At 70.9% G+C, this 21,455-nt stretch carries 17 protein-coding genes; 10 read left to right on the top strand and 7 right to left on the bottom strand.

The features are described 5' to 3' along the window. Positions 1–233: 233 nt before the first annotated feature. Both ACZ7P3_RS21630 and ACZ7P3_RS21625 read right to left on the bottom strand, forming a co-directional pair. A complete protein-coding gene (locus tag ACZ7P3_RS21630; protein WP_472083995.1) occupies positions 234–1,064 on the bottom strand; it encodes a trypsin-like peptidase domain-containing protein in 831 nt (276 codons plus the stop codon). 292 nt (positions 1,065–1,356) lie between these two features. Next, on the bottom strand, positions 1,357–2,052 hold the full coding sequence (locus tag ACZ7P3_RS21625) for a hypothetical protein (protein ID WP_472083993.1): 696 nt from the start codon (positions 2,050–2,052) through the stop codon (positions 1,357–1,359). A 126-nt stretch (positions 2,053–2,178) separates the two neighbouring features. On the opposite strand from ACZ7P3_RS21625, the gene ACZ7P3_RS21620 reads away from it, so the two are divergent. From ACZ7P3_RS21620 to ACZ7P3_RS21595, 6 genes are all read left to right on the top strand, one after another. Next, positions 2,179–3,390, top strand: a complete 1,212-nt coding sequence (locus ACZ7P3_RS21620) for a pyridoxal phosphate-dependent aminotransferase (protein WP_472083991.1) — start codon at positions 2,179–2,181, stop codon at positions 3,388–3,390. A 121-nt stretch (positions 3,391–3,511) separates the two neighbouring features. Next, entirely contained in the window at positions 3,512–3,931 is a 420-nt protein-coding gene (locus tag ACZ7P3_RS21615) for an SCO4983 family protein (protein ID WP_472083989.1), read from the top strand. A 320-nt stretch (positions 3,932–4,251) separates the two neighbouring features. Next, entirely contained in the window at positions 4,252–5,346 is a 1,095-nt protein-coding gene (locus ACZ7P3_RS21610; RefSeq protein ID WP_472083987.1) for a hypothetical protein, read from the top strand. A 15-nt stretch (positions 5,347–5,361) separates the two neighbouring features. Beyond that, positions 5,362–6,561, top strand: coding sequence for a toxic anion resistance protein (locus ACZ7P3_RS21605; RefSeq protein ID WP_472083985.1), 1,200 nt, complete (start codon positions 5,362–5,364; stop codon positions 6,559–6,561). Continuing rightward, complete coding sequence (locus ACZ7P3_RS21600) at positions 6,558–8,099, top strand: substrate-binding and vWA domain-containing protein (protein WP_472083983.1); 1,542 nt, start codon at positions 6,558–6,560, stop codon at positions 8,097–8,099. Before ACZ7P3_RS21605 ends, ACZ7P3_RS21600 begins: the two co-directional genes overlap by 4 nt. Further along, positions 8,086–8,688 carry a hypothetical protein gene (locus ACZ7P3_RS21595; protein WP_472083981.1) on the top strand — a complete coding sequence of 201 codons (603 nt, stop codon included), beginning with the start codon at positions 8,086–8,088 and terminating at the stop codon, positions 8,686–8,688. The genes ACZ7P3_RS21600 and ACZ7P3_RS21595 overlap by 14 nt, the downstream gene beginning before the upstream one ends. A 250-nt stretch (positions 8,689–8,938) precedes the next feature. Here ACZ7P3_RS21595 and ACZ7P3_RS21590 read toward each other — a convergent pair whose 3' ends face one another. Continuing rightward, complete coding sequence (locus ACZ7P3_RS21590) at positions 8,939–10,762, bottom strand: phosphoenolpyruvate carboxykinase (GTP) (RefSeq protein ID WP_472083979.1); 1,824 nt, start codon at positions 10,760–10,762, stop codon at positions 8,939–8,941. Between the two features lie 292 nt (positions 10,763–11,054). On the opposite strand from ACZ7P3_RS21590, the gene trhA reads away from it, so the two are divergent. From trhA to ACZ7P3_RS21570, 4 genes are all read left to right on the top strand, one after another. Next, entirely contained in the window at positions 11,055–11,768 is a 714-nt protein-coding gene (gene trhA / locus ACZ7P3_RS21585) for a PAQR family membrane homeostasis protein TrhA (protein WP_472083977.1), read from the top strand. Between the two features lie 111 nt (positions 11,769–11,879). Continuing rightward, on the top strand, positions 11,880–13,448 hold the full coding sequence (locus tag ACZ7P3_RS21580) for a DHA2 family efflux MFS transporter permease subunit (RefSeq protein WP_472083975.1): 1,569 nt from the start codon (positions 11,880–11,882) through the stop codon (positions 13,446–13,448). 5 nt (positions 13,449–13,453) lie between these two features. Next, positions 13,454–14,086, top strand: a complete 633-nt coding sequence (locus tag ACZ7P3_RS21575) for a TetR/AcrR family transcriptional regulator (RefSeq protein ID WP_472083973.1) — start codon at positions 13,454–13,456, stop codon at positions 14,084–14,086. A gap of 33 nt (positions 14,087–14,119) precedes the next feature. Continuing rightward, positions 14,120–14,848 carry a Mut7-C RNAse domain-containing protein gene (locus tag ACZ7P3_RS21570; RefSeq protein WP_472083971.1) on the top strand — a complete coding sequence of 243 codons (729 nt, stop codon included), beginning with the start codon at positions 14,120–14,122 and terminating at the stop codon, positions 14,846–14,848. Between the two features lie 56 nt (positions 14,849–14,904). Here ACZ7P3_RS21570 and ACZ7P3_RS21565 read toward each other — a convergent pair whose 3' ends face one another. From ACZ7P3_RS21565 to ACZ7P3_RS21550, 4 genes are read right to left on the bottom strand one after another with little or no spacing between them, the layout of a single operon-like run. Beyond that, the gene (locus tag ACZ7P3_RS21565; protein WP_472083969.1) at positions 14,905–17,301 is read right to left on the bottom strand and encodes a galactose oxidase-like domain-containing protein; all 2,397 of its coding nucleotides are present in this window, start codon (positions 17,299–17,301) and stop codon (positions 14,905–14,907) included. Further along, positions 17,298–18,476, bottom strand: coding sequence for a glycosyltransferase (locus ACZ7P3_RS21560; RefSeq protein WP_472083967.1), 1,179 nt, complete (start codon positions 18,474–18,476; stop codon positions 17,298–17,300). Before ACZ7P3_RS21560 ends, ACZ7P3_RS21565 begins: the two co-directional genes overlap by 4 nt. Next, complete coding sequence (locus ACZ7P3_RS21555) at positions 18,473–20,125, bottom strand: ArnT family glycosyltransferase (RefSeq protein ID WP_472083965.1); 1,653 nt, start codon at positions 20,123–20,125, stop codon at positions 18,473–18,475. Before ACZ7P3_RS21555 ends, ACZ7P3_RS21560 begins: the two co-directional genes overlap by 4 nt. Beyond that, positions 20,122–21,390 (bottom strand): glycosyltransferase, encoded by a 1,269-nt coding sequence (locus ACZ7P3_RS21550; RefSeq protein WP_472083963.1) that lies wholly within the window; start codon positions 21,388–21,390, stop codon positions 20,122–20,124. The genes ACZ7P3_RS21555 and ACZ7P3_RS21550 overlap by 4 nt, the downstream gene beginning before the upstream one ends. Positions 21,391–21,455: the final 65 nt, after the last annotated feature.

The raw sequence follows: 21,455 nt of genomic DNA, 5'->3' as shown, positions 1-21,455 counted from the left end.
GAGGGTGAAGTACTGCGGCCGGCGGCCGTGGAACACGGCCGCCGGCCGTGAGCTACGGCTGACCGCCGGGAGCCGCGACCGACGGCCGCGGATCCGTGACTCCCGATCGGGAAACGCGGCCGACGGAAGCGCATCCACGACTCCCGATCGGAAATCGAGGCCGGCGGCCGTGCTCACGGCTCACGGCCGGGGACCACGGCGGGCGGCCGGGTGCTACGGCGGGCGGCCGGGTGCTACGGCTTGGGCAGGGTGCAGCCGGAGGCGCTGAGGTTCAGCTTGTTGCCGGTGGTGAAGCAGGCCGGGATGATGTAGGTCTCCTCCGCGTAGTTGATGCCCTTGCGGACGGTCACGGTGCCGTTCTGGTCGACCTCGCAGGGGTTGTCCACGGTGCAGCGCTCGCCGTCCTCGTTGCCCGTGTTGTTGACGGCGACGACCTTGCCGGTGGTGGTGTCGATCACGGGCGAGCCGGAGGTGCCGCCGATGGTGTTGCAGGCGGAGGTGTAGCGGACCGAGTCCTTCCAGGTCCAGTCGCCCTCCTTGAGCCGGTACACGAACCCGTCGACGTTGCAGCTGTAGGTCCGCTTCCAGTAGCCGGAGACGACCTTGATGGCGGAGCCGGCGGCCGGGTGCGTGTCCTGCACGGTGAGCGGGCTGATGCCGTAGTTGCTCTTGATCGCCGCGTAGGTGGTGGTGGTGCGGTAGATCGTGATGTCCGTGTCCGTCATGGTCGAGTAGACGACCTGGTTGGCGCGGAGCGTGGCGACCTTGCTGCCGGAGGAGTTCAGCAGGCCGAAGGTACGGCTGGAGGACTGGCCGGTGATGACCTCGCCGGGGTCCGGGAAACCGGTCTCCAGGCAGTGCCCGTTGGTCAGCACGAGCGCCGGGTCGCTGTCCGCGGAACCGGGGAAGCGGATGACGGATCCGGAGCAGTTGCTGAGGGAGACGGTACCGGCGAAGTCGACGGTCGCGGCAGGTGCTTTGGCCTGCGGGGCCGCGACCGCGGGTGCTGCGCCCACCCCGGCTATGGCCAGGGCGGAGAGCGCGGCAAGGAGAGGCTTGTTCATGTGGGGGTCCCCTCTGACGACTTGGGCGACCGGAGATCTTCCGGCCGCCCATTGCTTTGTCATGCGCATTGTCGATGCTGCGAGGGGTGTGAACAAGAACCCGGGTCAGGTCGTAGGGGTTTCCCTGTGCGTGCGGGGCCGGGCAACCCGCCTGAAACACAACCGACTTGGGCCTCACCCGGACCGGTCCTGCCACCGCCCCCAGGGACCGGGCGGTGGATCGCTGCGCGCACCGGACGGCCGAACGGCCGAGACCGGACCCCGGTCGGCGCGAGGGCGGCGCGCCCGCCGCTCAGTGGTGGTGCCTGCCGCCTCGGTGGCCGTGGTTCCAGCCGCCGGGGAAGCCGGTCGCGGAGGCCGTCGCGGTCGCCGTCGTGGCCGTGGGCGCGGGCGGGGCGGACGTCGTGGAGGCCGGGGCCGAGCCCGGGACCGAGGTCGGGGCGGCCGGCCCGGTGGCCGCCGGCGACCGGGGCACGACGACGGCCGGCGGGGCGGACGGGCCGGGCGGCGCGGCCGGCGAGGACGTGGCGGCGGCGGTCGGGGCGGTCACGGCCGGGGAGCCGGTGTCCGTGCGGGGGCTCGCGCCCGCGGAGTCGCCGACGGCGATGTGTCCGCCGCCGGCCGGCCGGGACCCGTCCCGGGCGGCGGAGTCCGGGCCGCCCGCCACAGCGGCGATCACCGCGACCGCGCCGGCCACCCCGAACGCCCCGGCGACGGCCGCGACCCGCCGGCGGCCGCCGGTGCGCCGCTGCCGCCGCCTGCGGTCCGCGCGGCCCCCGGCGGGTTCCCGCGGCGCCGGCACGGCAGGCAACTCGTGCGTCTCGTCGTAGGCGTTCTGCCAGCCGTGGGCGGCGGCGGGGTCGGCATACCCCTCGTACGACGGGGCCGGGCCCGTCAGCGGGTGGTACACGTGCGGACCGCCGGGAGGCCCGGCGTCCGCCCCGTGCGCGCCGTACGCCTCCGTCCCGTGGTCGCGTTCGGTGGACATGGCGGCGGATTCTAGAGACGCAAGTGACTTCTGAGACAGCTACCGGCGATAACAGCACAAACCTTCGGGCCTCACGTGGCGGAAAACACGGCCCATGACGCGTTACCGGGCCGTAAGCTCACGGGCATGCAGGTGATCCAGTCGACCAAGCTCGCCAACGTCTGTTACGAGATCCGGGGCCCGGTTCTCGAGGAGGCGATGCGGCTGGAGGCGGCCGGTCACCGCATCCTGAAGCTCAACACCGGCAACCCCGCCGCCTTCGGCTTCGAGTGCCCCCCGGAGATCCTGGAGGACATCCTCCGCAACGTCTCCACGGCGCACGGCTACGGCGACGCGAAGGGCCTGCTGGCCGCCCGCCGCGCGGTCGTCATGCACAACCAGACCATCGGCATCGAGACGGACGTCGAGCACGTCTTCATCGGCAACGGCGTCTCCGAGCTGATCGTGATGGCGATGCAGGCCCTGCTGGACGACGGCGACGAGGTGCTGGTCCCGGCCCCCGACTATCCCCTGTGGACGGCGGCCGTCTCCCTGTCCGGCGGCACGGCCGTCCACTACCGCTGCGACGAGCAGTCCGACTGGATGCCCGACCTCGCCGACATCGAGCGCAAGGTCACCGACCGGACCAAGGCCATCGTCATCATCAACCCGAACAACCCGACGGGTGCGGTCTACGACGAGGCGATGCTCAAGGGCCTGACCGACATCGCCCGCCGGCACAACCTGCTGGTCTGCTCCGACGAGATCTACGACAAGATCCTCTACGACGGCGCCACGCACACCCCCACGGCCGCCGTCGCCCCCGATCTGCTGACGCTGACGTTCAACGGCATGTCGAAGGCGTACCGGGTGGCCGGCTACCGGGTCGGCTGGATGTCGGTCTCCGGCCCGCGCGCCCACGCCGACTCCTACATCGAGGGCCTGACGATCCTGGCGAACATGCGCCTGTGCGCGAACATGCCGGGCCAGCACGGCGTGGTCGCCGCGCTCAGCGGACGCCAGTCGATCAACGACCTGGTACTGCCGGGCGGGCGGCTGAAGGAGCAGATGGACGTCGCCTACGAGCTGCTCACCCGGATCCCGGGGGTCAGCTGCGTACGGCCCAAGGGGGCGCTGTACCTCTTCCCGCGCCTCGACCCACAGGTCTTCAGGATCAAGGACGACCGGCAGATGGTCCTGGACCTGCTGCGCCAGGAGAAGATCATGGTCGTCCACGGCACCGGCTTCAACTGGCCCGAACCCGATCACTTCCGGGTGGTGACGCTGCCGAGCGCCGGTGATCTCAGGGACGCCGTGACGCGGATCGGGACCTTCCTGGACGGGTACGGCCAGTCGTAGCGGACGAATGCGGCCAGTCGTAGCGGACGGAGACCGGCGGACCGCAATCCGTGACCTGGCTCAACTTTAGACGAAATCCAAGCTAGGATGGCTTCCTGTCAGAGCACAGGAGGCCATCCCCATGTACGAACCGATCCGCACCAAGTCGGTCCACAGCCCGATGGCCGGCACCCCGTCCGACTTTCCCCACCGGTCGCGCGAGGAGGAGCTGGACATCCAGCTCGCCGGACACCTCGCCGCACTGCTCGCCGTCACCGACGAACTGCGTTCCCTCGCCCCCTCGGGCGACCTCGACACGGCGGCCGGGCGGCTCGCCGTCGAGGTGTCCCGGCTGCGGAGCGGGCGCGCACCGCTGCGGGCGGCGCCGGCCGCCGCCGGTGCGCCCGAGGACCTGCACCGGCGGGCCCACGCGCTCGCGGGCCGCGCCCTCGTGGTCGCCGCCTCGCGCGCCGACACGGCCGCGGCGATCCTCTCGGCCGAGCGCATGGACGCCCACGCCGCGGCGCTGGCCGGGCCGAAGGAACTGAGCACGGCTCACTGACCCCGCTCCAGGGGTCCCTCGAACGGCCCCGGTCCGCGTGCACCCGCAGCGACGCGCGGACCGGGCGCCATGCACTGCGTTGGGCTCGGCCCCGACGCGTCTTCGCCGCTTCGGCTCGGCCCGTCCAGCGGCTGCGGGTGTCCGGTGGTTGATCGCGCAGTTCCCCGCGCCCCTTTGGGGCGCTGCAGCGGGCGGGGTCAATGTGCCAGGCGGCGTTCGTCGTGCGGGTCTTGGGGCGTTGCAGTGCCGGGGCCGGTATATCACCCCCCGTTCACCGTCCGCCTCGGGGAATGTTGGATTCCGGGAGCACGCTCCCCCGCGTGAGACGAATCGCAGGAATCGTCCTCGCGGTCCTGCTGATCGGCGGCGTGGTCACTGCCGTCGTCGCGGGCCGCCAAGGAGAGGACAAGGGCACGGCAACGAAGACCGTGCGCGGGGTGATCGGATCGGAGAAGGCGGACTTCTTCGCCGATCCCGACGTGGTGAAGGCCCTTGCCGCCAAGGGATTCACCGTCAGAACGGAGGCATCGGGTTCCTGGGCCATGGAGGGCCTGGACCTCAAGGGGTACGACTTCGCCTTCCCGTCCAGCCAGGCGCCCGCCGACCAGCTGGCCGCCAAGTACCACGTGCAGGAGCCGCTGCCCCGGCCCTTCTACTCCCCCCTCGTGGTCGTGGCCCATCGCAACGCGGCCGACGTGCTGGCCGCGAACGGCCTCGCCGCCCTGGACGGGAAGAGCCGCGGCACGCTGAAGATGGCCGCCTATCTGGACGCCGCCCGGCACGACCGCACCTGGCAGCAGCTCAAGGGATCCGCCGGGCACGGGGAGCTGACCGGCACCCTCTACATCGCGAGCACCGACCCGGAGACCTCCAACTCCGGCGCCCTCTACCTCGCCGCCGCCTCCTACGTCGCAGGCGGCGGAAAGGTGACCGCGGACAACGCCGACATCGAGCGCACCGCACCGCTGCTGCACAAGCTGGTCAGCGTCCAGGGCGCCCAGCAGTCCAGCTCGGACGCGGTCTTCCGGGACTTCATCAGCGGCGCCGGCAATCCGCTGGTGCTCGTGTACGAGTCACAGGTCGCCTCGCTCCTCGCCCAGCAGCACGGCACCGGCACCGGCACCGGCACGGACGACCTCGTGGTCCTCTACCCGGACACCACGGTCAACAGCGACCACACCGTCGTACCGCTGGACGCGGACGGCCGTGCGCTCGGCGAACTCCTCAGCACCGACCCCACCCTGCGCAAGCTCGCCGTCCGGCACGGCTTCAGGCCGCAGGGCGACACCGCCGAGTTCGTCGCCGCCACCGCCGACCACACCGACTACCTGAACCAGAAGCTGACCGGCGTCCGGCAGGCGCCCGTGCCCACCTCCGCGGTGCTGCACGAGATGGCCCGCCGGGCGCGCGGATGACGGGGGGACCAGCACATGACCACCGGAAACAGTGAGTTCACGCTCACCCCGCCCGGCGACGACGGGTTCACGCTCACCCCGCCCGAGGCCGTACCGCCCGTGCCCCGGGACAAGGCCGGCGGGCTCGTGCCCGTCGAGGACGGCGTCCGTGCCGACATGGCGCGCAAGGCCGCCGGCTACGTCGAGGGGCTCGCCTCGCTCGACGCCCGCTCGCCCGAGTTCGCGGGAAAGATCGGGGAGATCACGTCCCTCGGCGCCGGAGACATGCGCACCGCCGCCGCGCAGTCCAACCGCATGCTGGAGCGGGCCGTGCGCAGCCTGCCCGACAAGGGCGGGGACGCGCAGTCGAAGGTCGCCGGCTCACTGGTGGAACTCCGCCGGGTCGTCGAGGACCTGGACCCGCGCGACCTGCCGGTGAGCCGGGGCCGCAAGTTCCTCTCCAGGCTGCCCGGCGGCAACAAGCTGCGCGACCACGTCGCCAAGTACGCCTCGGCGCAGGGCACCCTCAACCGGATCGTGGGCTCGCTGCGCGGCGGCCAGGACGAACTGCGCCGCGACAACGCCGCGTTGCAGACCGAGCGGGTGCGCCTGTGGGAGACCATGGGCAAGCTGCAGGAGTACGTCGTGCTCACCGAGGCCCTGGACGGGGCCGTCGAGCAGCACATCGACCGGGTCGCGGACCCCGAGCAGGCCGACGGTCTGCGCGCCGACGTCCTCTTCCCGGTCCGGCAGAAGCACCAGGACCTGCTCACCCAGCTCGCGGTGTGCGCACAGGGCTACCTCGCCATGGACGTCGTACGCCGCAACAACGACGAGCTGATCAAGGGCGTCGACCGGGCGGCCACCACCACCGTCTCGGCCCTGCGCATCTCCGTGATGCTGGCCTCCGCCCTCGACAGCCAGAAGAAGGTCATCGAGCAGGTCAACGCCCTGCGCGGGACCACCGAGGACCTCATCCGGGGCAACGCCGAGATGATCTCCACCCAGAGCGGTGAGATCCAGCGCATCGCCGCCGACCCGGCCGTCGGCGCGGAGACGCTGCGCTCGGCGTTCCAGCAGATCTACCGCACCCTCGACGCCATCGACACCTACAAGGTGCAGGCGACCGAGGCGATGGCCTCGACGATCCAGTCCCTGTCGGACGAGCTGCACGGCGCGAGCACCCACCTGGAGCGCAGCCGTTCGCAGAACGCACTGGAGGGCGGGCTCGGATGAGACGCACCACCCGCGCGCTGGCCCTGCTCGCCTCGGCCGCCGCGCTCCTGACCGCCTGCACGGCCGAGAAGCACCAGGACGACGCGACCGCCCCGAAGCCCGGCACCCTGCGCATCCTCGCCTCCAGCGAACTCAGCGACATGACCGCCGTCCTCGACCGCGTCCGCAAGGACACCGGCGTCACCGTCCGCCCCACCTACATGGGCACCCTGGACGCCGTCGACCTGCTCGCCAAGGGCAGGGCCGACAAGACGTACGACGCGCTGTGGCTGTCCTCCGACGACTATCTGCGGCTGCGCCCCGACGCGGCGAAGAAGGTGGTCTCCGAGACACCGGTGATGTCCAGCCCGGTCGCCATCGGCGTCAGGCCGGCCACCGTCCGCACGCTCGGCTGGCAGCCGGACAAGGTCACCTGGGCACAGATCGAGCAGGCCGTACAGGACGGGAAGCTCACCTACGGCATGACCGATCCGGCCCGCTCCAACTCCGGCTTCTCCACGCTCATCTCCGTCGCCTCGGCCCTCTCGGGCGCCCAGTCCGCGCTGACGGACGCGGACGTGGCGAAGGCGACACCCCGGTTGAAGGAGTTCTTCAAGGGCCAGAAGCTCACGTCGGGTTCGTCGGGCTGGCTGGCGACGGCGTACAAGCGGCGCGGCACCGTCGACGCCCTGTTCAACTACGAGTCGGTGCTCAAGGGCATCCCGGGTCTGACCGTGATCCGCCCCGCCGACGGCGTCGTCACCGCCGACTACCCGCTCTCCTCGCTCGCCTCGACCGGCGCGCGCACCCGGGAGGACGTGCGCAAGGTGACGGACGACCTGCGCACCGAGGCGGTGCAGCGGCTCATCACCGGGACCACCCACCGCCGCCCGGTCGTCCCCTCGGTGCCGCCCGCGGCCGGGCTCGACACCGGGCGCCGGCGCGAACTGCCCTTCCCCGGCAGCCGTTCCGTCGCCGACGGGCTCCTCGACTCCTACGAGAACAAGCTGCGCCGCCCCTCGCGCACCGTGTACGTCCTCGACACCTCCGGTTCCATGGAGGGCGACCGGCTGGACGCGCTGAAGAAGGCGCTCACCGGCCTCACCGGCGACTTCCGCGACCGCGAGGAGGTCACGCTGATGCCGTTCGGCTCGGGCGTGAAGAGCGTGCGGACGCACGTCGTGGACCCCGGGGACCCGAAGGCCGGACTGGACGCCATCCGCCAGGACACCGACTCCCTCGAAGCCGACGGCAGCACCGCGATCTACACCTCCCTGGAGAAGGCCTACGACCACCTCGGCGCCGACCGCGACACGTTCACCTCGATCGTGCTGATGACCGACGGCGAGAACACCACCGGCAAGAAGGCCGGGGACTTCGACGGGTTCTACCGCCGGCTCACCGGGACCCGGCGGGACACCCCCGTCTTCCCGATCCTCTTCGGCGACTCCGACCGCGCCGAGCTGGCGCACATCGCCGACCTGACCGGCGGCCGCCTCTTCGACGCCCGGAACGGCTCGCTGGACGGCGCCTTCGAGGAGATCCGTGGCTACCAGTAAGGTCCTCGGCTATCTGGAGTCCCGCAAGAACCTCGCCGGGGGTGCCTGCGGCCTGGTCGGCCTGGTGCTGACCTTCACCGGGGTCGCGGGCCCGTACTGGCCCGTCGTGGTCGCCGGACTCTACGGCGCGGGCGCACTGATCGCGCCGCCGGAGCGGCCCGCACCGCCGGACTTCCCCGATCCCTCGGCCCAGCTCGACGCGGTGCGCGCCGACTTCGGCAGGCTCGGCGGCTATCTCGCGGACATCGACCTGCCGCCCGCCCCCGCCGCCCGGCTCACCGAACTGACCGACCTGCTGGCCGCGCTGCTGGAGCCCGGCTGGGTCGCCGAGGCACTCGCCCAGGACCCCGAGGGCGTCCACACCCTCTCCCGGGCCGTCCGGCAGGACGTCCCGGAGGCGGTGGACACCTTCGTGCGCACCCGGTGGTGGACCCGGCTGACGCCGGGCACCGAGCCGCCCGAACAGCACCTGGAACGCCAGCTCACCCTGCTCCGCGAGGAGGCCGGGCGCCTGGCGTCGGCCCTGCGCGATGCGGAGGCACGGCGTCAGGAGACACACACGCGCTACCTGGAGGACCGTTCGCAGTAGACGCGGCAGGTTTCCGCAGGCCGCGCAGGCGCAGTGGGCCGCGCAGCAGACGCCGGGCGAGGGCCCCGCACGCCAGGATGCGCTGCAGGCGTGAGGCAAAGGCTCCGCACGCCGGCGGGCGCGGCAGGCATGAGGCGAGGGCCCCGCACGTCGTTGTGCGGGGCCCTCGTCGGTGTCACCACGGCCGGCCGTGACGATCGCTGGTCAGGGCATCCCTCCCAACCGGCCGTGGAGTCTTTTCCCGCGGGTCTCAGCCCAGGCGCTCGACCAGCGCGCGGTACTGGTCCCACAGCTCCTTCGGCGTGTGGTCGCCGAAGGTGTTGAGGTGCTCGGGCACGAGGGCCGCCTCCTCGCGCCAGACCTCCTTGTCGACCGTGAGCAGGAAGTCGAGGTCGGAGTCGGCCAGTTCGAGGCCGTTGGTGTCCAGCGCGTCCCGCGTGGGCAGGATGCCGATCGGGGTCTCTACGCCCTCGGCCTTGCCGGCCAGCCGCTCCACGATCCACTTCAGGACCCGGCTGTTCTCACCGAAGCCCGGCCAGACGAACTTGCCCGCGTCGTTCTTGCGGAACCAGTTGACGTAGTAGATCTTCGGCAGCTTGGACTGGTCCTTGTCCTTGGCCACGTCGACCCAGTGGGCCATGTAGTCGCCCATGTTGTAGCCGCAGAACGGCAGCATCGCGAACGGGTCGCGGCGCAGTTCGCCGACCTTGCCCTCGGCGGCGGCGGTCTTCTCGCTGGCCACGTTGGCGCCGAGGAAGACGCCGTGGTTCCAGTCGAAGGACTCCGTCACCAGCGGCACCGCGGTGGCGCGGCGGCCGCCGAAGAGGATCGCCGAGATCGGCACGCCCTTCGGGTCCTCCCACTCCGGCGCGATGATCGGGCACTGCGAGGCGGGCACCGTGAAGCGGGCGTTGGGGTGGGCCGCCGGGGTCCCGGACTGCGGCGTCCAGTCGTTGCCCTTCCAGTCGGTCAGGTGGGCGGGCGACTCCTCGGTCATGCCCTCCCACCACACGTCGCCGTCGTCGGTGAGCGCGACGTTGGTGAAGACGGCGTTGCCCCACAGCGTCTTCATCGCGTTGGCGTTGGTGTGCTCACCGGTGCCGGGCGCGACACCGAAGAAACCGGCCTCGGGGTTGATCGCGTACAGCTGGCCGTCCTCGCCGAACCGCATCCAGGCGATGTCGTCGCCGATGGTCTCCACGGTCCAGCCGGAGATCGTGGGCTCCAGCATGGCGAGGTTGGTCTTGCCGCAGGCGCTCGGGAAGGCGGCGGCAACGTACTTGGACTCGCCCTGCGGCGGGGTCAGCTTGAGGATCAGCATGTGCTCGGCCAGCCAGCCCTCGTCGCGGGCCATGACGGAGGCGATGCGCAGGGCGTAGCACTTCTTGCCGAGCAGCGCGTTGCCGCCGTAGCCGGAGCCGTACGACCAGATCTCGCGGCTCTCCGGGAAGTGGGAGATGTACTTGGTCTGGTTGCAGGGCCAGGGCACGTCCTCCTGGCCGGGCTCCAGGGGGGCGCCCAGGGTGTGAACGGCCTTGACGAAGAAGCCCTCGTCGCCCAGCTCGTCCAGGACCGCCTGGCCCATGCGCGTCATCGTGCGCATGGAGACGGCGACGTAGGCGGAGTCGGTGATCTCCACGCCGAGCGCGGACAGCGGGGAGCCGAGGGGGCCCATGCAGAACGGGACGACGTACATCGTCCGGCCCCGCATCGAGCCGCGGAACAGGCCCTTCTCGCCCTGGAAGATCTCCCGCATCTCCGCGGGCGCCTTCCAGTGGTTCGTCGGTCCGGCGTCCGCTTCCTTCTCCGAGCAGATGAAGGTCCGGTCCTCGACGCGCGCGACATCGGTCGGGTCGGAGGCTGCGTAGTAGGAGTGCGGGCGCTTGATCGGGTCGAGCTTCTTGAAGGTTCCCTTGCCGACGAGCTCCTCGCTGAGACGCTCGTACTCGGCCTCGGATCCGTCACACCAGACCACGCTGTCCGGCTGCGTCAGTTCGGCGATCTCGTTGACCCACGAGATCAGTTCCTGGTGGTTGGTGGGGATGCCGGTGGGAGCCGCGATGTCGCGCGCCACGATTGCTCCTAAAAGAGGGATTTTTGTCTTGTCGCCCCGTGGGGGCCGCGACCCGGATGCTTCACAGTGTCGACTGTCTGGCGCTCATCCGGTGCCGACCGCACTCATTTGATCATCCGATTCTAGTGCCCATCTGTCCAGAGGGCATCACAGGTGAGCGACGTGAGGAATGCCACGGTTTCCGTGATTTTTTGCGTCCACATGGAGTTCAACGGAAGGACTTTTTGCGTTCTGTCCGCTCACCAGGGCGCGCTCACACGCGACTTACGAAGCCGTAGGTACCATGCCCCGCATGACTGCGCCCGTCCCCGACGCGCCCACGGACACTCCGGCCGCCGGCCGCGGTCCCGCAGCGCTCTCCCTGCCGCATCCGGTCAAGCCCAGACTCCGCGGCTGGCTGCACCTCGGCATGTTCCCGGCCGTGCTCATCGCGGGCCTCGTGCTCACCGCCCTCGCCGACTCCAGCAGAGGCCGCATCGCCTGCGGGATCTACGTCCTGACGGCGTGCCTGCTCTTCGGCGTCAGCGCGCTGTACCACCGGGGCAACTGGAGCCCCCGGATGGACGGCATCCTGCGCCGCCTCGATCACGCCAACATCTTCCTGATCATCGCGGGCACCTACACGCCGCTGACCATGCTGCTCCTGCCCGGCGCCAAGGGCCAGTGGCTGCTGTGGGGCATCTGGGCCGCGGCGACCGCGGGCATCGTCTTCCGTGTCTTCTGGGTCGGCGCCCCGCGCTGGCTCTACACCCCCTGCTACATAGCGATGGGCTGGGCCGCCGTCTTCTTCCTGCCCGACTTCATGCGCACCGGCGGCATCGCCGTCCTGGTCCTGGTGATCGTCGGCGGCCTCCTCTACAGCGCCGGCGGTGTGATCTACGGCATCAAGCGGCCGAACCCCTCACCGCGCTGGTTCGGCTTCCACGAGGTCTTCCACTCCTTCACGCTCGCCGCGTTCGTCGTCCACTACGTCGGCATCTCGCTGGTGGCGTACCAGCACGCATAACCCCTCCACCCCTCCCGCTCCCAGGCCACGGCTCGCAAGCCGTGGCCTTTTTCTGTTCCGACAGCAGATTCAGATTGACATGGCATAGCTTTTGAGAGCTACTCTCATTTCATGGCTACTGTCACGCACACCGACGACACCCGTCCCGACCCCCGCCGCTGGTGGGCCCTCGGCGCCCTGGTCGCGAGCACGCTGGTGCTCGGCTTCGACATGACGATCCTCAACGTGGCGCTGCCGACCATGGCGGGGCAGCTCGGCGCCACCACCGGCCAGCAGCAGTGGATGGCGGACGCGTACGTCGTCGTCTTCGCCGCCCTGATGCTTCCGGCGGGGCTGCTGGGCGACCGGTTCGGACGACGGCTGATGCTGATCACCGGGCTCGTGATCTTCCTGGCCGGCTCCGTGCTGGGCGCCATGGCCGGTGACGTCGGCCTGGTGATCGCCGCCCGCGCGGTGATGGGCATCGGCGCCGCGTTGATCACACCGCTGGCGATGTCCGTGCTGCCCTCGCTGTTCACGCCCGACGAACAGGGCAAGGCCGTCGGCCTCGTCTCCACCGGCTCGGCACTGGGCCTGCCGCTGGGACCGATCATCGGCGGCTGGCTGCTCGACCACTTCTGGTGGGGCTCGGTCTTCCTGATCAACATCCCGATGGTCGCGCTCGGCATCCTCGCCTGTGTCCTGCTGCTGCCCGAGACCCGCGACCCGGCCTCCCCGACGGTCGACACCGTCTCCACCGCGTTCACCACCGTGGGGCTCGGCGCGCTCATCTACGCGATCATCGAGGCCCCCGACCGCGGCTGGGGCGACCCGCTGGTCCTCGCCATGTTCGCCGCGGCAGCGGTCCTGATCACCGGGCTGGTGCTGCGCTCGCGCCGGGTGTCGCACCCCATGCTGGACATGAGCCTGCTCGCGCAGCGCGGCTTCCTGTTCAACACCGTCGCCGCGACCCTGGTGATGTTCGTGCTGTCCGGGCTGATGTTCGTGCTGCCGCCCTACCTCCAGGCCGTCCTCGGCAACGACACCCTCGGCACCGGCATCCGGATGCTGCCGCTGGTCCTCGGCCTGTCCGTCGCCGCGAAGTTCGCTCCCCCGCTCGCCACCCGCTTCGGGGCGCGCGCCGCGGTCACCGCGGGCCTGGTCGTGCTGGCCTTCGCCGCCCTGCTCGGCAGCCGTACGACGACCGGCTCGGGCTACGGCTTCATCGCCCTGTGGCTCTCCCTCGCGGGACTCGGCTTCGGCTTCGCGCTGGTGCCGGCCATGACCGGTGCCCTCGGGACGCTGCCCCGGGACCGGGCCGGAAGCGGCTCCGGACTGCTGATGACCCTGCGCCAGGTCGGCTCCGCGATCGGCATCGCCCTGCTCGGCAGCCTGCTGGCCAACGTCTTCCGCGACCGGCTGGACGTGACCGGCCTGCCCGCACCGGCCGCCCACACCGCCGGGGACTCGGTCGTCGCCGCGCACCTGATCGCGCAGAAGACCGGATCCTCGTCCCTGGCCGCCTCCGCGAACAGCGCGTACGTCCACGGCATGGGCGTGGTCCTGCTGGTGTGCGCCGCCGCCGCCCTGGTCTCGGCACTGCTCGCCGCCGCGTTCCTGCCGAACGCCCCGGTCCTGCGACGCACGGAAGGAGAGAAGAACCCGGTCGTGGCCGAGCCCGCGGGGAATGCCGGACAATGACCCGCATGACGGCTGCACAATCCTCCGCCTCCGCCGCCGACCGGCCCCGTCTCGGCCTGCGCGAACGCAAGAAGATCAAGACCCGGGAGGCGATCCGCGCGGCGACGTACGCCCTGATCGAGGAACAGGGCTACGACGCCGCGACGGTCGACCAGATCGCCGAGCGGGCGGAGGTGTCGCCGTCCACCGTCTTCCGCTACTTCCCGACCAAGGAGGACATCGTCCTCACGGACGAGTACGACGCGGTCATGCTGGAGGAACTGCGCGCCCGCCCCGCGGACGAGCCGCTCGTCGACTCCCTGCGGTACGTGGTGCGCAAAGCCGTCACGGTGGGCATGCACGAGGACCCCGAGGTGGCCCGGCTGCGGACACGCCTGACCGCGGAGGTCCCCGCCGTGCGCGCCCGCATGATCGAGAGCATGTCGGCCACCGGCCTGCTGCTGCGCCGGGCCGTCGCGGAACGCTCGGGCCTGCCGGAGGACGGCCTGGAGGTGCGGGTGTACGCGATGTCCCTCATCGGCGGCCTGATGGAGGTCTCCATGTACTGGGCGGAGAACGGTCACCAGGGCGATCTGGCGGACCTCATGGAGCGTGCCGTGGACGTCCTGGCGTGCGGCCTGCCCAGCGGAAAACCCTGAGGTTCCGGGCGCCGCCCGTGCGATGCTGGCCAGGTGAACGGAACCGAGATCCAGGTCGAAGTCGCCCCCGCGCTGCACCTGTTCGTGCCGCCCGCGCGGCGCACCGGCGCCACCGCGCTCGGCACGGACGGCGTCTCCACCCTCGGCCATGTGATCGAGTCCCTCGGGATCCCGCTGACGGAGGTCGGCGCGCTGGTGGTGGACGGCCGCGAGGTGCCGGTGTCCCACATCCCGGCGGCGGCCGAGCACGTCTCGGTCCGCGCGGTGCAGCGCCCGCAGCAGGTCCCCGGCGCCCCGCTCCGCTTCCTCCTCGACGTCCACCTCGGCACCCTGGCCCGCCGTCTGCGGCTGCTCGGCGTGGACGCGGCCTACGAGTCGACCGACATCGGCGACCCGGCGCTGGCCGCGCGCTCGGCGGCCGAGAAGCGGGTCATGCTGAGCCGCGACCGGGGCCTGCTGCGCCGCCGCGAGCTGTGGGCCGGGGCCTACGTCTACAGCACCCGCCCCGACGAGCAGCTGCCGGACGTCCTGGACCGCTTCGCCCCCGATCTGCACCCCTGGACCCGCTGCACCGCCTGCAACGGGCTGCTGAGGAAGGCCACCAAGGAAGAGGTCGCCGACCAGCTCAAGGGCGGCACCCAGCGCTCGTACGACGTCTTCGCCCAGTGCACCGAGTGCGGCCGCGCCTACTGGAAGGGCGCGCACCACGACCAGCTGGAGGCGATCGTGGAACGCGCCCTGGATGTCAGCGGACGGAAGTGAAGCGCCCCGAAGGGGCGCGGAGAACTGTGCGACCAGCCCCCGCGCGCCCGCGGTGACTAACGCACGTCGCCCCTCCCGCACGCGATCCTGTCCCTGTCGCGGTCCAATCCGAGGGGATCGTCACCGCCGTTGACCTTCAGCCGCCCGTAGTGATTCTGCTGAAGCCAGGCGCAGCGCCCCGCCGCCGTCTTCTTCACCTGCGGCGGGAACACCGTGGGCACGCACACGTTGACCGAGCCGTAGTGCCGGTCGCAGCCGGAGATGGTCGGGCTGACCTTCTGTGACGTCCTCTTCGCGCCGGGCCCGGAGACCTTGCCCCCGAGGTCGTCGGCGAAGGAGTGCACGTGCGCCGACGCGTCGGAGGCGCTCAGCGCGGCCGGACCCTGCAGGTGCACCCACTTGGCCACCGACGGCACCCCGTTGGCGTCCACCGCGAACAGCATGTACCAGCCGGGCGGGGCCAGGTCGGGGTTGCTGGTCACGTTCAGGTCGACGTTGTTGCCGTCGACGGACAGCGGCAGGTCGACGAAGCGCTGGTTCGGGTCGGAGGAGTGGGTGACCGCGGCCGGGCGGATCAGCTCGGCCTTGGCGATGGGCCGGTCGACGGTGATCCGCTGGGTGTCGCCGTACTTCCACTCCTGGTTGATCACCGAGGTGATCGTCGGCCGGGTGCCCTGGTAGAGGTAGGGCGGGGTGTAGATCGACACGTTGTGGTTCCAGGTGCCGTTGCCCGGGTTGTCGCCGGTGGCCATCACCCGGCCGTCGGGCAGCAGGAACGCCGAGGAGTGGTAGCCGCGGGACTCGGGGTCGGCGGCCACGGGGTCGAAGGTGTTGGTGCCCGGGTCGTAGATCGAGGACTCGTACACCGGGTCGGCCCGGTTGTGCAGGGCGCCGCCCGTCTCCAGGACCTTGCCGTCGGGCAGCAGCACGGCGGAGACGTACATCTTGCCCTGGTTGCCGGTCTCCGGCCGGGGTCCGGTGCCGAGGTCGACCGTGCCCTGCGGGACCGGCGGCCCGGCGGTGTACGACGGGTTCGGCTGCTTGAGGTCGATGAGGTCGGTCAGGCGGTTCGCGTCCGGGTTGGAGTCGATGTTGCCGCCGCCGATGGTGAGGACCCTCTGGTCCTGCGCCGGGGGCAGCAGCACGCTGGCGGACTGGTCCCGCTCGTCCTTGTTCTGCAGCCCCGGGATCTGGGTGACGGTGCCCGCGCCGTAGTCGTAGACCGCCGAGCCGGTGCCGGGGATGTTGTTGCCGAAGACGTGGCTGCCCGTGTAGAAGAGGCGGCCGTCCTGCATCAGGATCATCGACGGGTACAGACCCCAGTACGACCAGGTCTGGTTGACCTTCCACAGCGGCAGCCACTGCTGGTCCTTGTCCGACCAGTACTCGGCGGTCACCGAGCCGGTGGAGTCCTCGCGCAGGCCGCCGAAGGAGACGACGTCACCGTTGCCCAGCTCGGTCGCCGAGGGGTACCAGTGGCCGTCGTTGAGGTCGTTGGTCCTGCTGTAGGTCTCGGTCTTCGGGTCGAAGACGTACGACTCCTTGAACCCCTCGTAGCCGTGCCCGCCCGCGACCGGGTAGGCCTTGTTGCCGCTCATGACGAGCACCCGGCCGTCCTGGAGCTGCACATGGCCCGCGCAGAACATGTCCTTCGGCGTCGGGATGACCTTGTAGGTGCCCTTCGCCGGATCGTACACCGCGGACGTGAAGGTGCCCGCGTCGAAGTTCTCCTCGCTGTTGCCGGAGCCGGCGATCAGCAGCACCTTGCCGTTGTTGAGGACGACGGAGTGCATGGAGCGGACCGGGTTCTGCGTCGGCAGCACCGACCAGCTGCCGTTCGCGCACTGGTCGTTCGTGCCGGTGCACTGGGCGGGCGGCAGCGTGTCCGGGACCTGCTCCATGGTGTAGTCGTCGGTGGTGGCCGAGCCGGTGCCGTAGACGGAGACACCCCAGGTGATCCGGTCGGTGCCGGCCGGGACCTCGGGGGTGCGGACCGTGGCCGCGGTCCAGGCGGCCGCCATGTCCAGGGTCTTCAGGTCCGTCCAGTACTGCCAGCCGGCCGTGGTGTCGTGCCGGAAGAGGGTGATGTTGGCATCGGGCGTCGTGGTCTTGTACCAGAGCCCGAGGTCGTACTGCCTGCCGACGCTCACCACCGGCGCGCACGCGGTGGACTCGGTGATCAGGGCCTTGCGGTCGCCGTCGGCCCTGCGGGTCAGCGTGACCTTCATGGCCTTCGTGCCGAAGTGGGCGTCGGAGGTGGTCTCGAAGGCGAAGTCGTTGTCGCCCCAGCCGGACTTCTCCCAGCAGTACGGCATGCCGTCCGTACCGGCGGTCTCGAAGCCCGGGTTCTGCACCAGGTTCGCCGCCTCGGCCGGCTGGGGTGCGGTCAGGAGCAGACCGGCGGTCAGGGCCCCCACCCCGACCAGCGCGGTCCGTCTGCGGTGCTTGTTCACACGGCTCTCCTTGCGGTTGTACGACCCCCGCGGCGCGGGAGGTAGACCAGCGCTTCGGTCCCGGCGAAGCGCAGGACGAACGTCAGCACCAGCGCGAGCGCGGTGGCCGGCAGGGCCTGCATCCCGAACCGGCCGACGAGCAGCGCGATCAGCGGGATGCGCAGCACCAGGTCCGCGTTGGCGAGCAGCGCGAACCGGCCCAGCCGGTCCCACCAGCGGCGGTGCGCACGCCGGTCGCGGAACAGCAGCTGCTCGATGAGCAGGAAGTTCCAGGCGACGCCGAGCTGGTTGGCGAGGATCTCGGCGGGCAGGTAGTGCAGGCCGAGCGCGGTCAGCGCCCACAGTCCGGCCAGGTTCGGCACGAAGCCGCTCGCCCCGATCAGCCCGAAGCCCACCATGCGGGCGACCGGTGAGGCGGTGCGCAGCCCGGCCAGGTGGCGCAGGAAGCGGAAGCCCTCCTGCGCCGTCGACTTGGACTCGCCTGCGAACCGCTCCTGGAAGACGAACGGCACCTCGGCGACCTGCCGGGGTCTGCTGCGGACGGCCAGCTCCAGGAGGATCTTGTAGCCGAGCGGCTTGAGCACCTCCGCCGTGACCGCGCTGCGCCGGATGGCGAAGAATCCGCTCATCGGGTCGCTGATGCCGTGCAGCCTGCGCGGGAAGAGGGCCTTGGTCAGCCAGGTGGCGGCGCGCGAGACGGCCACCCGGTAGCTGCCGGCGAGCCCGGCCCGGCTGCCGCCCTTGATGTACCGGGAGGCGACGACGAGCCCGGCGTTCGCCCGCTCGCCGGTGGCCACCAGCTCCGGTACCAGGGACGGCGGATGCTGGCAGTCGCCGTCCATGACGACGATCCACTCCGAGGCGGCCGCCTTCAGCCCCTCGACCACCGCCCCGCCGAGCCCGCCGGCCGGTTCCTCGCGGTGCAGCACGGCCACCGGGAACGGGCAGTCCTGCGCGGCCTCGCGGATCACCTCGGGGGTGTCGTCGGTGGAGTCGTCCACGAAGAGGACCTCGCAGGGCAGCCGGACGGGCACCGCCTCGGTGATCCGGTGCAGCAGCTGCCGGACGTTCGCGGACTCGTTGAAGGTCGGGACGACGATGGTGACGGCGCCCGGCTCGGGGACTTCGACCGCGTCCAGGCCCGGGACGCGGGCGGTGTACTCGTGGCTGCTCATCGCGCGCCTCCCGCGGCTGCCGTGCCGATCTGCCGGATCTCGATGCGGTCGTCCCCGGTGCCGAAGGTGGCGACCGGCGTGGAGTGCTGGATGGCCGCCCTGACATGGGGCAGGTCCTTGGCGTCGCGGCGGACGGTGGGCGAGGCGACGACGTAGTCGAGGTCCCGCCAGCCGTGCGGCATGGTCTTGGTGACGGCCGGGTCGAGGTCGGCCTTGTAGAACCAGATGGCGCCGAGCCCGGGCCGGTATCCGGCGTGGACGAGGTCCAGCCAGAGGGCGTCGTCGACGAGGACCCGGGTGCTCTTCGGGTTCTCGACCCGGGTGCTCAGCCAGGCGGAGGCCTGCCGGTAGGGCTTGTTGGCGTCGGCGGTCAGCGCGGTGCGGTCGCCGTCGTACCAGTGCGGTACGACATAGGCGCCGGCGGCGACGGCGAGGACGGCGGCGAGCGCGTACCGGCCACCGGTGAGGTACCGCCCCTCGCCCTCCCTGCGCCACCGGCGCAGCACCGCGTGGGTGACGGAGGCGGCGCCGCCGGCCAGGACCAGGGCGAGGAAGGGCAGCGCGCCGATCACGTACATGGCGGGCAGGTAGCCGTCCGGCCGCAGGGCCACGGCGGCCAGGACGGCCACGGTCAGGGCCGGTCCGGCGAGCGCCCGGGCGGTGACCGACCAGCGCCAGGTGGCCAGCAGGAGCAGGGCTCCGGCGAGACCGCCCAGGGGCAGCACCCGGTCGTAGTACAGCCAGGAGTGCAGCACGCCGTAGGAACCGGAGGAGGTGTCCAGGATGAAGCCCGAACCCGGCCTGGACATCTGGTACGTGATGCCGTCCCACAGGGAGACGTGCCCGGCGCCCGGCAACAGCTCGCCCTTGAGCAGGGCGAACAGCGGGTAGGAGAAGCCGATCAGGGTGCAGGCGGTGACGGCTCCGGTGAGCGCGAACTTGCGGGTGTCGCGGTGGCTGTGCCGCCACATGGTGACGAACAGGGCGGGCAGGACGACGAGCATCGTCTCCTTGGTGAGCACGCCCGCGGCGGCCGCGAGGCCCGCGCCGAAGTGGTGCCACAGGTGCCGGCTGGGCGAGGCGGCCAGGCAGAACGCCAGCAGCAGCCACATCACGGCGATGTTGTCGAGGAAGATCTCCCGCTGGAGCACGACCGCGAGCGGGGAGAGTCCGAACAGGGCCATGGCGAGCCCGGCGGCCCAGCGGGGCAGGGAGAGCCGCCGTCCGAGGACGTAGACCAGGACCGCGCTGACGGCGCCGACCACGAGCATGGTGGCCCGCATGGAGCCGACGGTCATCGAGCCGGGGCTGAGCGCCGAGGGTATCCAGCTGAGCAGGGCGATCTGGATCCAGCCGAGCGGCGGATGGTCGTACCAGTAGGTGTAGTGGGCCAGGCCCCTGCCCTGCTGGACGGCCCAGGCCTGGGCGAGGTAGGTGCCCTCGTCGTCACTGAGGGTCGGGTAGTCGGCGATGTTCCAGCCCTGGACGACGAGGATCGCCACCAGCAGAAGACCGCACACCAACAGGTCGGGGCGGGAGGAGCGGAGCCGCTCCGGAGGACTTGTTCGGCCGGTCGAACGCGCCTCGGGCGCAGGCCGGTTCTGCGCGGGGACCTTCTGAGCGGTCACCGCGGGAAGAGTGGAGGTCACGCAGGAACGTCCTCTCGCATGGGCTCGGCCGCGGTGAGGTGCGCGCCGACATGAGTGGTCAACTCCCAGTCGTTCCGGCCGCGTTGCTCGCGCCACACTGCGCGGATCGCGGCACCGGCGAGGAGGACCTGGTAGAAGGGGCCGCCCACGACGAGCTTCACATAGTGGACGAGGCGGACCCTGAGGCCGTACTGCTTGCCGAAGTCGTGCAGTCCGACCACCTCGAAGACGAAGGTGACGGCGGCCGTGACCAGCGGCAGGAAGGTGAGGAAGGCGATGCCCACGGGGACGTCGAGGAAGAGCGCGACGGCCGCGTTGAGCGGGATGATCACGCCGGAGAAGGCCTGCAGGAACGGGGTCATCAGCGTGTACCGGGCGAGCAGCCGCTGCCTGAGGGCGGGCAGTTGCCGCCAGTCCTTCTTCCGGTACACCTGCAGGAAGCCCTGGTTCCAGCGGGTGCGCTGCTTGAGCAGCGACATCAGCGAGCCGGGGGTCTCCTCGCGGGTGACCATGTCGGAGTCGTAGGCGACGACGACCTTCTTGCCGGTGCTGGACAGGCGTACGCCCAGGTCGCAGTCCTCGGCCAGGCAGTCGGGGTCCCAGCCGTCCGCCTCCCTGAGGACGGCGGTCCGCACGAAGACGGTGTTGCCGCCGAGCGGGATGAACCCCTTCTGCGCGTGCAGGTGCAGCCGGGAGCGGAACCAGAAGAAGTACTCCAGGCAGTTGCGCAGGCTGTACCAGCTGGAATGGAAGTTGATGAGCTGGACACCGCCCTGGACGACGTCCGCCTCCGTCGTCCGGAACGCGTGGTCCACGTGGGCGAGCAGTTCCGGATGGACCTGGTCCTCGGCGTCGAAGACCCCGACGACATCGCCGCGGCAGTGCGGCAGCGCCGTGTTCATGGCCTTCGGCTTGTTCTTCTTCTCGTGGGTGTCGACGACCACCCGCACCCGCGGGTCACGGGCGGCGGCCTGCTCGGCCACCGCCGTGGTCTCGGGGTCGTCGTGCCCGACGATCACGATGATCTCGAAGTCGGTGTGTGTGGACTCCAGCAGCCGCTGGATGGTGTGGTCGAGCACGGCCTGCTCGTGGCGGGCCGGCAGCAGCAGCGAGAAGGAGACGTGCTCGCCCCCGTCAGGTCTGCCGAACCGGGTGGAGGCCAGCACCTCGGGCGTACGCCACGCGTGCATCTGCCACCACAGAGTGAAGGCCGCCATCCAGAACAGTGCCAGTGAGACGGCAGCGATGAAGACAGACGTCAGCAAAAAGATCCCCCCAGATCCCCATTACCCCCTGTGCACACGACGGTGCGTCACACCCGTCGCGCGCA

The sequence above is a fragment of the Streptomyces sp. NPDC107581 genome (genome assembly GCF_055657175.1).
The sequence above is the reverse complement of the archived record's forward strand: the minus strand, read 5'-3'. Positions and strand labels throughout refer to the sequence as shown.

Excerpts from the sequence above, each read along its gene's own strand:
- ACZ7P3_RS21630 (WP_472083995.1), bottom strand. The coding sequence starts at position 1,064 with ATGAACAAGCCTCTCCTTGCCGCGCTCTCCGCCCTGGCCATAGCCGGG.
- ACZ7P3_RS21605 (WP_472083985.1), top strand. The coding sequence starts at position 5,362 with ATGACCACCGGAAACAGTGAGTTCACGCTCACCCCGCCCGGCGACGAC.
- ACZ7P3_RS21560 (WP_472083967.1), bottom strand. The coding sequence starts at position 18,476 with ATGAGCAGCCACGAGTACACCGCCCGCGTCCCGGGCCTGGACGCGGTC.
- ACZ7P3_RS21575 (WP_472083973.1), top strand. The coding sequence starts at position 13,454 with ATGACGGCTGCACAATCCTCCGCCTCCGCCGCCGACCGGCCCCGTCTC.
- trhA (WP_472083977.1), top strand. The coding sequence starts at position 11,055 with ATGACTGCGCCCGTCCCCGACGCGCCCACGGACACTCCGGCCGCCGGC.
- ACZ7P3_RS21615 (WP_472083989.1), top strand. The coding sequence starts at position 3,512 with ATGTACGAACCGATCCGCACCAAGTCGGTCCACAGCCCGATGGCCGGC.
- ACZ7P3_RS21620 (WP_472083991.1), top strand. The coding sequence starts at position 2,179 with ATGCAGGTGATCCAGTCGACCAAGCTCGCCAACGTCTGTTACGAGATC.
- ACZ7P3_RS21625 (WP_472083993.1), bottom strand. The coding sequence starts at position 2,052 with ATGTCCACCGAACGCGACCACGGGACGGAGGCGTACGGCGCGCACGGG.
- ACZ7P3_RS21580 (WP_472083975.1), top strand. The coding sequence starts at position 11,880 with ATGGCTACTGTCACGCACACCGACGACACCCGTCCCGACCCCCGCCGC.
- ACZ7P3_RS21600 (WP_472083983.1), top strand. The coding sequence starts at position 6,558 with ATGAGACGCACCACCCGCGCGCTGGCCCTGCTCGCCTCGGCCGCCGCG.